This window comes from Ruegeria sp. CL3, assembly GCF_056536505.1.
The window spans coordinates 39,874-53,217 of the sequence record NZ_JBQFPT010000001.1 but is presented as its reverse complement, the minus strand read 5'-3'; the positions used below and the strand labels follow the sequence as shown (position 1 = coordinate 53,217).

Genomic DNA, 13,344 nt, shown 5'->3' with positions numbered 1-13,344 from the left:
TTGTCCCCTCAGCCCAGCGGCTGCGCCTTTTCCACGATCCGGGCAAAGAACGAGGCCCCGACCGGTGCGATATCATCGTTGAAGTTGTATTTCGGGTGGTGCAGCCCGGCGCCCTCACCCTGACCCAGAAACAGATAAGCCCCTGGACGCGCCTGCAACATGTATGAGAAATCCTCGGCCCCCATGTCGCGGCCCATATTGTCGACAACGCGGTCCTCGCCTGAGACCTCGCGCGCCACATCTGCGGCAAAGGCCGTTTTCTCGGCGTCATTGATCGTCGCCGGATAGCCAATCTGATAGTCCAACCTCGCCTTAACCCCGTATGAGGCCGCCTGCCCTGCCACGATCTGCTCCATCCGCTCGATCACCATCTTCTGAACAGTTGGATCAAAAGTGCGAACGGTGCCGTTCAGGTAAGCCGTATCCGGGATAACGTTGTTCACCGTTCCGGCGTGAATCTGCGTGACGGAAATCACCAGATCCTGCACCGCATAGTGGTTCCGGCTGACAATCGTCTGGATCGCCTGTGCGATCCCGCAGGCCGCCATCACCGGATCTTTGGTCTGGTGCGGCAGTGCTCCGTGCCCGCCTTGCCCCTGCACGTGGATCTCGAACGTATCCACAGCAGCCATCAGAGGCCCGGCGGTCGTGTAGAAGGCGCCCTCGGGGTTTCCCGGATCATTGTGAATGCCATAGACCTGAGAGATATCGAACCGGTCCATGATGCCTTCCTGCACCATCACATCCGCGCCGCCGCCTTCTTCTTCGGCCGGTTGAAAGATCAGCGCCACACGGCCCGCGAAATTCCGCGTCTCGGCCAGATAGCGCGCAGCCCCTAAAAGCATCGTGGTGTGCCCGTCATGCCCGCAGGCATGCATTTTACCGGGGTTCTTCGAGGCGTATTCGACGCCCGTCTCCTCAGGGATCGGCAGCGCGTCCATATCGGCCCGCAACCCGATGGTCGGGCCGTCGCCTTGTCCGTTGATGATCGCTACCATCCCGGTCTTGGCAATGCCTTCATGTAGCTCATCCACCCCGAATTCGCGCAGACGCTCGGCCACGAAAGCGGCTGTCTCGTAGCATTCGAACTCCAGTTCAGGGATCGTGTGCAAGTGCTGGCGCCACTTGGCCATGTCGGCGGCAAAATCGGCAATTCGGTTGACGACGGGCATCTGGGGTGGACTCCTGATCGGGACTGCGGAATGGATGCATCTGACACCGGAACGAAAGGGTTCGCAATGGCTGAAAATCCTCTGATCCATGACAGCGATGCGGGTATCGAGCGCCTGTTGGAAATCATGCGTCGCCTGCGCGATCCGCAAAGCGGTTGTCCGTGGGACATCGAACAGGATTTCGCCACCATCGCCCCCTACACGATCGAGGAAGCCTATGAGGTCGCCGACGCCATCGAACGGCAGGCCTACGATGAGCTAAAGGGAGAACTTGGCGACCTTCTCTTCCAATCTGTCTTTCACGCGCAAATGGCTGAGGAAGCCGGACATTTCACCTTTCAGGACGTGGTCCGCACCATGTCTGACAAGATGGTCAGCCGGCACCCGCATGTGTTCGGCGACGAATCTCGTGAAAAGTCCGCCGACCAGCAAACCAAGGATTGGGAAGCCATCAAGGCTGCCGAACGCGCGGGCAAAGAACAGAAAGGTGCGTTGGATGGCGTGGCCGCCAACCTGCCCGCCCTTCTGCGCGCGCACAAGCTGCAGAAACGGGCAGCGCGGGTGGGATTCGACTGGCCCGATGCCAGCCATGTCCTCGCCAAGATCACCGAAGAAGCCGCCGAGTTGGAAGAAGCGCGCAACGCCAAGGATGCTGACGCGCTTGAAGACGAATTCGGCGATCTGCTGTTCGTGATGGTCAATCTCGGGCGCCATCTGGGGATCGAGCCCGAGGCTGCCCTGCGCCGCACCAACGCCAAGTTTACCCGCCGATTTGAACAGGTCGAGGCTCGTCTGGCCGCGCGCGGCAAAACCCCCTCACAAAGCGATCTGGCCGAGATGGATGCGCTATGGGATGAGGTGAAGACCGAGGAACATCGAGCCAATGGCAAACTCCCGCCAGTTGGAGCCTGAATCAGGTGGACAAGTCGCGTGACACTTGCGACTGTCCGACCTTCACGCCCCCCCCCGGAGACTCCAATGCCCCGCAAGATCATCATCGACACCGACCCCGGTCAGGACGACGCCGTCGCCATTCTTCTGGCGCTCGCCAGCCCAGAAGAAATCGAGGTTCTGGGTATCACTGCCGTCGCCGGAAATGTGCCGCTTGAACTGACCGCCAAGAACGCGCGTATTGTCTGTGAGTTGGCGGGCCATACTGAGGTGCCGGTCTATGCCGGATGCGACCGGCCACTGAACCGACCTTTGGTCACAGCTGAGCATGTTCACGGCAAAACCGGGTTGGACGGTCCTGTTCTGCCGGACCCACAGATGCCTTTGTCCGAGGGCCACGCGGTTGATTTCATCATCGAAACCCTGCGCACGCAGGAACCTGGGACAGTCACGCTCTGCCCGCTGGGGCCACTGACGAACATCGCGACCGCCTTCCAGAAGGCACCCGATATCGTCGACCGGGTGCAGGAAATCGTGCTGATGGGCGGTGCCTATTTCGAGGTCGGGAACATCACACCAGCCGCGGAGTTCAACATTTATGTCGACCCCGAAGCTGCTGATATCGTGTTTAAATCTGGCACTCATATTGTCGTAATGCCTCTTGATGTGACCCATGACGCTTTGGTTACACCGCATCGCAATGACGCATTCAGATCGCTGGATAGTAAGGTCGGTCATGCCGTCGCTGAAATGACCGATTTCTTCGAGCGCTTTGATAAGGAAAAGTACGGCTCAGAAGGCGCACCTTTGCACGACCCCTGCGTTACCGCCTATTTGATTCAGCCAGAACTGTTCTCGGGTCGCCACATTAACGTTGAGATCGAAACCAAATCAGAATTAACGCTGGGCATGACAGTCGCTGACTGGTGGCGTGTAACAGACCGAAAACCGAATGCTATATTCATGGGCGACGTGGACGCCCAAGGATTCTTCACCCTACTCACGGAAAGGCTGGCCCGCCTATGACCGCCGCTTTAAGACTGGCTCGCCCCGAAGATCTTGACCGCCTGATGGGGCTTGTCTCTGCGTTCCACGCCGAACAAGGGATCGCACAGGACGCCGACCAACGGCGCGAGGCGCTTATGCCTTTGCTTGAGGGCATCCCCCATGGCTGCATCTACCTGATTGGCCCGGGTCGCGCTCCTTTAGGTTATATCATCCTGACCTTCGGCTGGTCGGTAGAGTTCGGTGGCATGGATGGGTTCGTAGACGAAATCTACGTCCGGCCCGCCGTTCGTGGCCGTGGCATCGCGACCGAGGTTCTGCTGGAACTGCCCAAGGCTCTTGCTGAGGCAGGGCTAACCGCCCTGCACCTTGAAGTCGACCGCACGCACGAGGCGACGCAGAAACTATATCTGCGCACCGGCTTCAAACCACGCGAGCGCTACATGCTGATGAGCAAAGCGCTCTAGCGCGACTCGCCCCGGAAAATCACACTCGGGTTATAGTACATCTCCTGCACCGGATCGTCGGAGGAGACCTTTTGCCCTGTGATTGGATAGGTCCCCGGCCCTGCACAGGCCGCCAGAAATACAGTGCTGAGAACTGTCGCTACGAGAAGGAATTTCGAACCAGTCATGGTGTGCTCCTTTCTGTAATGGCGACAGTATAGAACACGAAACCGTGAGCGCTGTGTGATTAAGTTCACACATAACATCCTATAAACTTCTAAATACCTGCAAATACGGCGAATTCTCATAGCCAGAGAAATTCACTGTCGCAACAGTCCTATTGCTATCAAAAAGACCCTCTTTCCGTGGAAAGAGGGCCTCTTGCAGTGCTCAGAAACGGGTTTGAAATCACCGTTTCAGGATCGATGCTCCCGCGTATTCCGCAACTTCACCCAGCGATTCTTCGATACGGATCAGCTGGTTATACTTGGCCAACCGGTCCGAGCGCGCCAGCGAGCCGGTCTTGATCTGACCGCAATTGGTCGCCACGGCCAGATCGGCAATGGTGGAGTCCTCGGTCTCGCCTGAGCGATGCGACATCACGTTGGTATAACGCGCGCGGTGGGCCATATCGACGGCGCGTAGTGTCTCGGTCAGCGATCCGATTTGGTTCACCTTGACCAACATCGAGTTGGCGCAACCACGCTCGATCCCTTCGGCCAGACGTTCCGGGTTGGTAACGAAAAGGTCGTCGCCGACCAGCTGAACCTTGTCACCGATCGCGTCGGTCAGTGCTTTCCAGCCATCCCAGTCGTCTTCGGACATGCCGTCTTCGATCGAGATGATCGGATAGTCTTTGACCAAGGTCGCCAGATACTCGGCGTTTTCCTCTGAGGTCAGCGAGATATTCTCACCCGCCAGCACATATTTGCCGTCCTTGAAGTATTCGGTCGCGGCGCAATCCAGCGCGAGGTGAATTTCCTCACCCGGTTTGTAGCCTGCTTTTTCGACCGCCTGCAGGATGAAATCCAATGCCTCACGGGTCGACGCGATGTTGGGGGCAAAGCCACCTTCGTCGCCCACTCCGGTGGCCAGACCGGCAGCCGACAGCTCACGCTTGAGTGTGTGGAACACCTCGGAGCCCATGCGAACCGCCTCGCGAATATTCGCGGCCGAGGTCGGCATGATCATGAATTCCTGAATGTCGATTGGGTTGTCGGCGTGCTCGCCCCCGTTGATGATGTTCATCATCGGAACCGGCAGGACGCGAGCCGAGGTGCCGCCAACATAGCGATACAAGGGTTGCGTGGTGAAATCCGCCGCCGCTTTAGCTGCTGCCAGCGAAACACCCAGAATGGCATTTGCGCCCAGACGACCCTTGTTCTCGGTCCCGTCCAGTTCAATCATAGCCTGGTCGATAGCGACCTGTTCGGTGGCGTCAAAGCCTACCAGTTCCTCGGCGATCTCGCCGTTGACGGCGGCGACGGCCTCGAGCACGCCCTTGCCCATGTAACGCGCCTTGTCGCCGTCGCGCTTTTCAACCGCCTCATAGGCGCCGGTTGAGGCACCCGAGGGCACAGCCGCGCGGCCCATTGTGCCGTCTTCCAAAATCACGTCGACCTCGACCGTCGGGTTGCCCCGGCTGTCCAGGATTTCGCGTGCGTGAATGTCGATGATGGTACTCATGAGGGCGGTCCCTGTGGCTGCATTCCGTTGCACGCGTCATAGCAGCACGGAACCAAAAGTAAACCATTTCCGTTATCGCTAACACTTATATTCTCGGCCCTTTAGGGCTAACAGCGTCATGTTTGCGCCAACAGGGTTACGCCGCGGCCAAGGCCATTTCGCGCGCCAATTTGCGTTCGCGTAGAAAGGTATACAGGCCCGAGCCGATGATCAGGGACGCCCCGGCCAGTGTCATCAGGTCCGGACGTTCGCCAAAGACCAGGACACCCGCAAGGATCGAGAACAACAGCCGCGTGTAGCGAAACGGCGTGACGGCCGAGGCTTCGCCGACGCGCATTGCGATCACGATCGCATAGTAGCCCAGAACACCGAAAAAGGCCGCTCCAGCAAAAGGCCAGATCTCAGCGCTTTGCATGGCTTCCAGTGGATGGCCGCTCATGATCATCAAGGCTGCACCGCCGACAGCCAAAGCCAGATAGGCCTGTAACGACACCACCGCTGACGAGACCTTGCTGTCCAACCGCCGCGTAATCAGATCACGCGCCGCCACGCCGATCACCGCAGCCACCACATAGAGGGATTCCGGGCGGAACCCTTCAAGCCCGGGCCGGATGATCATCAGCACGCCGATAAAGCCAACGCCAATCGCGCTCCAACGTCGCCAGCCGACCTGTTCACCCAGAAACAGCGCTGCCCCCATGGTGACCGCTAGTGGCATTGCCTGAAACACGGCCGCGACGGTCGAAAGGTCCACACGGGCCAGCGCCGTCACAAAGGCCACCGCAGCGACGGCCTCGGACATAGCGCGGATCATCGGCAAAAGCTGCCACGCCTCGGGCACAAAAATCCGTTTGCGGGTTGCGATGGCCATGACCAGAAATACGACAGAGCAGACCAGCCCCAGCATAACAAGAATCTGGCCAGGCATGATGGATGACGTCAGCTGCTTGATGAACACATCCTCAAGCGTGAAAGCCGCCATAGACGCAATGACCAGCAAAATGCCGTTGACGTTGTTCATGGGTCTGTCCGTAAAGAAATGGGCGGCACCAATTGCCGCCTTCTCGCTTCAGCAAAACCGTATGTATTGCGTTAAATCAAGACCTATCACATCGCGGGCGATGAATTGTCTTGTTGCCACCCATCGCGTTTGGTGATGGATCACTCAGGCTTGATGGGAACGCCATACAGCTCCAGCCGGTGCCCCTTCAGGCGATAGCCCAACTTTTCCGCGATCTTTTCCTGCAGGGCTTCGATCTCGGGGTCGACGAATTCGATCACTTCCCCCGATTGCATGTCGATCAGGTGATCATGGTGATCTCTCTCGGCATCTTCATAACGGGCGCGGCCATCGCCGAATTCCAGACGCTCCAGAATGCCAGCCTCTTCGAATAGTTTCACCGTGCGGTAGACCGTTGCGATCGAGATACCCGAATCCAAAGCGGACGCGCGGGCGTAGAGTTCTTCGACATCCGGGTGGTCCGCGCTCTCCTCGAGAACCTGCGCAATGGTGCGCCGCTGGCCGGTCATGCGAAGGCCCTTGGCTTCACAACGCGAAATGATCGTATCCGGCATGATGCCCCTCAGAAACTACTCGGGTGTCTGTCTTAGTATGTCCGCACGCGCCGCGCCACAAGAATTCGACATGCCTGCGCAGATCATCCTTCAAGGCGCAGATCGGCCCAGATAGGCAAATGGTCCGAGGCGATATGGGCCGGGCGATCCTCGTGCACGCCATGCGCATGCACCTCGACCCCCTGCCCCAGGGCAATCCGGTCCAAAGCGCCCAAGGGCTGGGCGGCGGGAAAGCTGGGTATCGGAGGCAGAAACCGCATCTCGGGCACGAGGTTGTCCAACACCGGTGAGCGCGACCATTCGTTGAAATCCCCGGCCCAGACCGTCGGCATATCCTCCAGATCCGCGCCGAACTGGCGGATGTGAGTGATCTGCCGGCGACGCGAAGCGGACAGCAACCCAAGATGCATGCCCATCACCCGAAGCGGCCCAATGGGAGTATCGAACTCAACCCGCACCGCGCCGCGCGGCTCGAACCCCGGCAATTCGTGATGGCCGGTTTGACGGACCGAGATCGCATCGCCCCGCCAGATCACCGCATTTCCATGCCATCCCAAACTGCCTGCCCCGCCGAGATCGACGATCTGCCATCCCGCCTCATCCAACATGAACTGAGGCAGCGCTGCAGGCCGTGGCGGCAAGCGTTTGTCAGCCTCCTGCAACACGACGATATCGGCGCGCATGCCTTCGAGAACCTGAAGGATACGCTGTGGCTGACGCCTAAGATCAAGGCCGACACATTTCTGGATATTGTAGCTGGCAAGCCGCAGAACCGAGGGTATTTTCATATCGCTTTTCAGGGTCAACGGCACCGATTTGGAACCTTTGGAATGGGCGCGGTGTTGCAATTCTCAGCGCGTTCCCTCAAAGGTTTATGAGCATTACATTAAATAAGTTTACACGAAATCAAGCGGGGTTAAACTGCCGCAAAAAGGAAACTCGCCCTTGGACGTTGAATCCACATTCGCCACGATGATCATTGCCGATATCGTGGGCAGTACGCCGCTCTACAAGGCGGTGGGCGATGACGAAGCCCAGCGCTTGATCCAGCTCGAGATCGACCGGCTGCGCTCGGTCCTGCAGGAATTTGGTGGCATTCCGGTCGGGCAGAAGGGCGACGATGTTCTCAGTTATTTCGAGAACCCAAGCGCGGCCTACAACGCTGCCCTGAAGCTGATCGAGCCTTCAACCCATACGCCGCTGTCGGTCCATGTCGGCGTACATTGCGGCCCCATCGTGATCGGCAAGCGTGGCATCTATGGCGAGGCCGTCAACGTGACCGCCCGTTTTGCAACCGCAGCCAACCCGGGCGAGGCCTGCTTCAGCCAGGGGATCGCTGTCTTGCTGCCTGCCGATCTTCGGCGCACGCTGACACCTCTGGGCCAACTCAGCCTGAAGGGGCTGACCGAGCCTCAGACGGCCTATTCCTTGATCCATCCCGAATCCGACTCGATCTCGCAGACGAGGCTGCCACAGAGTTTTGGCCGCACGGAAGAGAACTGGCAGCCCCGCGAAGGTCTGACCCTGATCCTGCGCCATGAGGACCGCGTCTGGCGCTGTCTCGGCAACGGAGAGTTCAAGATTGGCCGTGCACCTGACTGCGATGTGGTCCTGCCGCAGCCCTGGATCTCGCGCTTGCATGCGGTCCTTGCCATGAAAGCCGGCAAGCTGATCCTGACAGATCGCAGCACCTCGGGGACCTACGTGAAATCAGAATCCGGGCGCGAAATCCAACTGAAACGGGAATCGGTCATGCTGGCCGATAGCGGTCTGATCTCACCGACCCTTCCCATCGACATGTCCGAGACCTGCCTTCAATTCGAGCTGCTAGGCCGCAATCAGGTTCCGCAGAACGTGGCGTGAACCACTTCATTTGCACTGGGGGGCCGTGTTAGGTCGACATTCTCGGGCTGATCCGCAAAGGGGCGTGACAACACATCGTTCAAACGATGGAATGGCGCATAATCCCCCTTCACCGCAGCTTCGATCATTTGCTCAATGCGGTGGTTGCGCGGAATGAACGCTGGGTTCGCCGCTGCCATCACCCCTTCCGGGTCCGCTTCGCGCGACATGCGGTCCTGCCAACCCTCAGCCCAGCCATCAAAGGCCTCTGGATTCGTGAACTGATCCCGCGCGGTCTCACCGCCCAGCGCCCGGAAGGTGTTGGTGAAATCCGCCTGCTCCTCCGCCATACGCTTCAACAGGTCGGTGATCAGCTCAAGATCCCCATCCTCTGCGCGCGTCAAACCCAGCTTGGCACGGAAGCGGCTCAACCACTCCTGCTGCAGCAAATCGGGCATGGCGTGTACGATCTCGGTCGCCTCTTCGACACCGTCCTGAGGATCATCGTATTGCTGGATCAAGGCCGTCGCCAGTTGCGCCAGATTCCACACTGCGATTTCAGGCTGGTTGGAAAAGGCATAACGCCCCATCCGGTCGATCGAGCTGTAGACCGTATTCGGATGATAGCTGTCCATAAAGGCACAAGGACCATAGTCGATGGTCTCCCCCGCGATCGAGGAATTGTCCGTATTCATCACCCCGTGAATGAACCCAACGCTCATCCACGCCGCGATCAGCTTCGCCTGCGCATCGCGCACGACCCGCAACAGACCCATTGGCCCTTCGGCGTCGGGGTAGTGGCGCTGAATGGCATAGTCGGTCAGTTGTTTCAAACTTTCGACCTGCCTGCGCCCGGCAAAGACCTGAAACGTGCCCACGCGCAAATGGCTCTGCGCCACACGGGTCAGAACCGCCCCAGGCATCGGCCCTTCGCGATAAACGGCTTCCCCCGTTTCAACGGCCGCCAGAGCCCGTGTGGTCGGAATGCCCAGCGCATGCATCGCTTCTGAGACAATGTATTCCCGCAACACCGGCCCCAGCCATGCCCGCCCGTCGCCTTGCCGCGAATAAGGTGTCCGGCCCGAACCTTTTAGCTGAATGTCTCGGCGTATTCCGTCTTCGCCCACAGTCTCACCCAGCAAAACCGCACGGCCGTCGCCAAGCTGAGGATTATACGTCCCGAACTGATGACCCGAATACAGCTGCGCCAAAGGCTCTGCTCCGTCGGGTACCGTATTCCCTGCAAAAGCCTGCGCCATCTCCGTGACATCTCCGGGTGAGATGCGCAAAATCCGCGCTAGCCCCTCGTTGAACGCAATCAACTGAGGCTCTTTTACAGGGACCGGAGACTGCCGCGTGTAGAAGGAATCTGGCAAACGGGCGTAGGAGTTATCAAAGGGGATCGTAAGGGTCATGGCGCAAACATATGACCTTAGACGATGATTGCCATAGCGGATCGTGCGAACCCATGCATAATCGCGCAAAAACCCAAAAAGGCCAAACATGACCGCGCAAGAGATCATCGACCACCTGAACCTGCAAAAACACCCCGAAGGCGGCTGGTACCGCGAGACTTGGCGCGCGCAAAACAATGGCCGCGCCGCGGGCACCTGCATCTATTTCCTGCTAGAGGCCGAGGCAACCAGCCACTGGCACCGCGTCGATGCCACCGAGATCTGGCTTTACCACGCAGGCCCCCCTTTGATCTTGTCGATCAGCGAAACCGACCAAGGCCCCGCCACCGACCACCTTCTCAGCCCAGACCTGTCCAAAGGCGCGCCGCAACTGATTGTTCCTGAAAACCACTGGCAAGCGGCCCGAACGACCGGAGACTATACTCTAGTCAGTTGCACAGTCTCTCCCGGCTTCGAATTCGACGGCTTCGACCTCGCCGCCCCCGGTTTTGACATCCCTCGCAGCCGATAGCACAAGGGATCCAAACTTCTTCTGGCTAAAAATATCCAGGGGGAGCCGCGCAAAGCGCGGCGGGGGCAGAGATCTTAGCCCGTTCGATAGTTGCACTTTCAGTTGTGGTCGAGAAGTTGTCACCCCTGATTGTTTTCTCTGGGGTATTGCCCAAGCGCGAACTTCAAAATCTGCCCAAAGCGGACGACGAAAAGATGGCCAATTGCTATCCGGTTTGTATTGCTTTTACCAAGCAGCGGCTACTGAATTGCCGTGCGAAATGTTGCGGTAAGCCGTTTGTTCAAACCGTGATGAGGTTCGGCGGAGGAACCGTAGTGCAACTCGGCCAAGGCGGCGATGTCATTGAAAATGACAACGGAGCCGCCTTCTTCATTCGCGTAAACCAATAGTTTTTGGCAAATGGCATCATACACGGTCTGATCAGCAGCCGCTTGATCGACATGGCAAAGATAGGTCTTCTCTACACGCCGAGCTGGGACAAAACAGCGTCAGACCGCATTGTATCTGAAAAGATGATCGGCACGATCCAAACCGCGGGGATCGCTGAAAACTACATGAAGGGAACGCTTGGGCCGCACCTTTCCGAAGCATTCCGTGAACAGCCGATGGCAAACGCATACCAATGGGATGCCGTTTTTGCCGATGGCGATTTCTACAAAAGCGGGATGAATGGCCAAGGAATCTATGTCTCACCAGGAAAAGACGCTGTCGTGGTTTGGTACGCAACCGGAGGTGCCAATATCGACTTGGAAGCTTACGCCAGAGCCATTGTGACTTCACTTTAGGTCAGATCACGCACTGGCGTCTCTGGCTGCGGGTCAACGGATTGTCGGTCGTTTGGTGACTAGAGCATCCATTCGACCGGCAGCCACCTGACAACGGCCGTCAGGGCACGCTGTAAACCGGTGGTTTCCGGGTCTGCGGTATGGATAACGACTGTCCCATCCTGCTCTTCTTGCAGCCAGATCATCTCGCCGCTTTCGTTGAGTTCGACGCGGTAAGAAAACTCAGGCCTGTTCAATTGCTCCGCAAGCGACGCAGCAATCGTTGGGCTTTCGATCATAAGGCCCATTTCTGTATTAAGCCGCGCTGACCTGGGGTCGAGGTTGTAAGAGCCTATAAAGATCCGTTCTCCATCCGATCCAAAGACTTTTGCGTGTAGACCTGACGCCGATCCTGCCAGCATCTCGGGCAGGCTGCGCTCGCGATGTTCACGCCGCAAAGCTCGAAGCTCAAGCAACTCTATACCACTGTTGAGCAAGTCTTCCCTGTATCGCATATAGGCCGCGTGCACGGGCATCACATCCGTGGCATCCAGTGAGTTGGTTAAGACGCGGACCTTCACTCCGGACTTTGCCAACCCTTCCAGAACCTCCGCCCCTCGTTCCCCCGGAATGAAATACGCAGAGACCAAGTCCAATGAGGATTGAGAGGTTTTGGCGAACTCGATCAGTTGTTCGACAATCAGGTCTTCACTTTCGACCTCGCCCAACCCTTTTGACGGGTCGTCGACAAAAAGTGTGACTTCGCTCCACTCGAACTTCAGATCATGTGCAGCTATCCGGTCGGCCAGTTCGTTATCCTGAATTGCCCTTTGATAGCCTGCGCCAACCGCAGTCTGGCGCGCGGCGTCTGCCTTTGCTTTCAGACTTTTTTCCGACGGAGGTTCCAAAAAGAGCCCAGCGTCGTACGCGGAGGCACTGTTCCAATATGCGTCGAACGATTGCGACACTTCATCCACAATCGGGCCGATAGCTATCGCGTCTACATCCAGGTAGTGCGTTCCCGCCCCGTAGTCGAAATAGATGTCACCAATGTTGCGTCCCCCAACTATCGTAGCGACCCCGTCCACAGTCATTGACTTGTTGTGCATCCGCCGGTTCAGGCGACCAAAGTCAAATGCATAGGACAGGAGTTTTGGGTTCCTCAAAGTGAACGGATTGAAAATGCGTACATTTGCATGTGGCAAGGCGTCCAGTTCGGCAAGCAAATTATCTAATCCGGAGATACCGTTATCGTCGACCAGCAATCTGACGCGCACGCCGCGCTCTGCTGCTGCCCTAAGCTCTTCGAGAAGCATCAGGCCGGTAACGTCATCTTGCCAGATGTAGTACTGAGCATCGATTGAGGATGTCGCTTCTCTCGCGAGGATCGCTCGGGCCGCAAAAGCTGCGCGTCCGTTGCCCAAAGGCCGTACACCGTCGAGCCCGGGGTTACGCTCAAGAGCATTTCTAATAGTTGCGCCTAATGGCCCGTCCCAATCTGCATATTGTTTAAACGTTGGTTCAGAAAAGTTTTCTTCAGGAAGTGGAAATGTCCACCTTAACCCGACTATGGCCACTGCCATCAGCGCCACCGAAATCAAACATATTCTGATCAGCCGCATTCAGGGTTCCGTAGTTGGCGCGCGGGATTAGCCTTACAGTTGAGATTGGCCTATCGACTGATAGTTTTTCAAGAGCCTAGGTTGGAGCAACAAATTCAGCACAGAAGTTTGTCCACTTTGGGCTCTAAGCTGACGTTCGCCACGGCAATAGCCAATCAGCTCTAGGAGCAGTCCGCGCCGTCCAAATATTCTAAACACATTTGCTTGATAGCGTGGTTATCGCCTAGGCACTCAGCTTTGTGCGGCCGCGCCAAGGTATTTGGCCACAATTGACAAGTGCAATATGGTGCCAACCAAATGTGCAATCGACGACTTGGCAGCACCCTTTGGCGCCTTCTATAGCTTTACTTTCAGTTTTACTCGAGAAGTTATCACTCCTGATTGTGATCTCTCGGGCATGGGCCAAGCGCGAACG

At 57.7% G+C, this 13,344-nt stretch carries 15 protein-coding genes; 7 read left to right on the top strand and 8 right to left on the bottom strand.

Going from position 1 to position 13,344, the window contains the following annotated elements; genetic code table 11:
• Nucleotides 1-8: 8 nt before the first annotated feature.
• Nucleotides 9-1,172 (bottom strand): M20 aminoacylase family protein, encoded by a 1,164-nt coding sequence (locus ACR0NO_RS00295; protein ID WP_480722572.1) that lies wholly within the window; start codon nucleotides 1,170-1,172, stop codon nucleotides 9-11.
• Nucleotides 1,173-1,238: 66 nt separating this feature from the next.
• Between ACR0NO_RS00295 and mazG the strand changes: the two genes are divergently transcribed.
• The 3 genes from mazG (at nucleotide 1,239) to ACR0NO_RS00280 (ending at nucleotide 3,535) form a co-directional block, all read left to right on the top strand.
• Nucleotides 1,239-2,084 (top strand): nucleoside triphosphate pyrophosphohydrolase, encoded by an 846-nt coding sequence (mazG, locus tag ACR0NO_RS00290; RefSeq protein ID WP_475216263.1) that lies wholly within the window; start codon nucleotides 1,239-1,241, stop codon nucleotides 2,082-2,084.
• Between the two features lie 66 nt (nucleotides 2,085-2,150).
• Entirely contained in the window at nucleotides 2,151-3,089 is a 939-nt protein-coding gene (locus ACR0NO_RS00285; protein WP_170664985.1) for a nucleoside hydrolase, read from the top strand.
• The gene (locus ACR0NO_RS00280; RefSeq protein ID WP_170664984.1) at nucleotides 3,086-3,535 is read left to right on the top strand and encodes a GNAT family N-acetyltransferase; all 450 of its coding nucleotides are present in this window, start codon (nucleotides 3,086-3,088) and stop codon (nucleotides 3,533-3,535) included. Before ACR0NO_RS00285 ends, ACR0NO_RS00280 begins: the two co-directional genes overlap by 4 nt.
• On the opposite strand, the gene ACR0NO_RS00275 is transcribed toward ACR0NO_RS00280, so the two are convergent.
• The 5 genes from ACR0NO_RS00275 to ACR0NO_RS00255 all read right to left on the bottom strand — a co-directional run bounded on the left by ACR0NO_RS00275 (nucleotide 3,532) and on the right by ACR0NO_RS00255 (nucleotide 7,563).
• Complete coding sequence (locus ACR0NO_RS00275) at nucleotides 3,532-3,702, bottom strand: hypothetical protein (RefSeq protein WP_170638520.1); 171 nt, start codon at nucleotides 3,700-3,702, stop codon at nucleotides 3,532-3,534. The genes ACR0NO_RS00280 and ACR0NO_RS00275 overlap by 4 nt on opposite strands.
• A gap of 220 nt (nucleotides 3,703-3,922) precedes the next feature.
• Nucleotides 3,923-5,200, bottom strand: coding sequence for a phosphopyruvate hydratase (gene eno, locus ACR0NO_RS00270; RefSeq protein WP_480722570.1), 1,278 nt, complete (start codon nucleotides 5,198-5,200; stop codon nucleotides 3,923-3,925).
• Nucleotides 5,201-5,336: 136 nt separating this feature from the next.
• Nucleotides 5,337-6,221: a DMT family transporter gene (locus ACR0NO_RS00265; RefSeq protein ID WP_480538215.1), complete on the bottom strand. Its 885-nt coding sequence runs from the start codon at nucleotides 6,219-6,221 to the stop codon at nucleotides 5,337-5,339.
• 140 nt (nucleotides 6,222-6,361) lie between these two features.
• Entirely contained in the window at nucleotides 6,362-6,775 is a 414-nt protein-coding gene (locus ACR0NO_RS00260) for a Fur family transcriptional regulator (RefSeq protein ID WP_170373928.1), read from the bottom strand.
• An 83-nt stretch (nucleotides 6,776-6,858) separates the two neighbouring features.
• Nucleotides 6,859-7,563 carry an endonuclease/exonuclease/phosphatase family protein gene (locus tag ACR0NO_RS00255; protein ID WP_480538213.1) on the bottom strand — a complete coding sequence of 235 codons (705 nt, stop codon included), beginning with the start codon at nucleotides 7,561-7,563 and terminating at the stop codon, nucleotides 6,859-6,861.
• Between the two features lie 157 nt (nucleotides 7,564-7,720).
• On the opposite strand from ACR0NO_RS00255, the gene ACR0NO_RS00250 reads away from it, so the two are divergent.
• Nucleotides 7,721-8,638, top strand: a complete 918-nt coding sequence (locus tag ACR0NO_RS00250; RefSeq protein ID WP_170466490.1) for an adenylate/guanylate cyclase domain-containing protein — start codon at nucleotides 7,721-7,723, stop codon at nucleotides 8,636-8,638.
• Here the strand turns inward: ACR0NO_RS00250 and ACR0NO_RS00245 are convergent.
• Nucleotides 8,614-10,032 carry a protein adenylyltransferase SelO gene (locus ACR0NO_RS00245; protein ID WP_480722569.1) on the bottom strand — a complete coding sequence of 473 codons (1,419 nt, stop codon included), beginning with the start codon at nucleotides 10,030-10,032 and terminating at the stop codon, nucleotides 8,614-8,616. The genes ACR0NO_RS00250 and ACR0NO_RS00245 overlap by 25 nt on opposite strands.
• Nucleotides 10,033-10,120: 88 nt before the next feature.
• Between ACR0NO_RS00245 and ACR0NO_RS00240 the strand changes: the two genes are divergently transcribed.
• The 3 genes from ACR0NO_RS00240 to ACR0NO_RS00230 all read left to right on the top strand — a co-directional run bounded on the left by ACR0NO_RS00240 (nucleotide 10,121) and on the right by ACR0NO_RS00230 (nucleotide 11,328).
• Nucleotides 10,121-10,543: a cupin domain-containing protein gene (locus ACR0NO_RS00240; protein WP_480722568.1), complete on the top strand. Its 423-nt coding sequence runs from the start codon at nucleotides 10,121-10,123 to the stop codon at nucleotides 10,541-10,543.
• A 146-nt stretch (nucleotides 10,544-10,689) separates the two neighbouring features.
• Nucleotides 10,690-10,932: a hypothetical protein gene (locus ACR0NO_RS00235; RefSeq protein WP_480722567.1), complete on the top strand. Its 243-nt coding sequence runs from the start codon at nucleotides 10,690-10,692 to the stop codon at nucleotides 10,930-10,932.
• Between the two features lie 42 nt (nucleotides 10,933-10,974).
• Nucleotides 10,975-11,328, top strand: coding sequence for a hypothetical protein (locus ACR0NO_RS00230; protein WP_480722566.1), 354 nt, complete (start codon nucleotides 10,975-10,977; stop codon nucleotides 11,326-11,328).
• A gap of 59 nt (nucleotides 11,329-11,387) precedes the next feature.
• Here the strand turns inward: ACR0NO_RS00230 and ACR0NO_RS00225 are convergent, their stop codons facing one another.
• The gene (locus ACR0NO_RS00225) at nucleotides 11,388-12,929 is read right to left on the bottom strand and encodes a phospholipase D-like domain-containing protein (RefSeq protein WP_480722565.1); all 1,542 of its coding nucleotides are present in this window, start codon (nucleotides 12,927-12,929) and stop codon (nucleotides 11,388-11,390) included.
• Nucleotides 12,930-13,344: the final 415 nt, after the last annotated feature.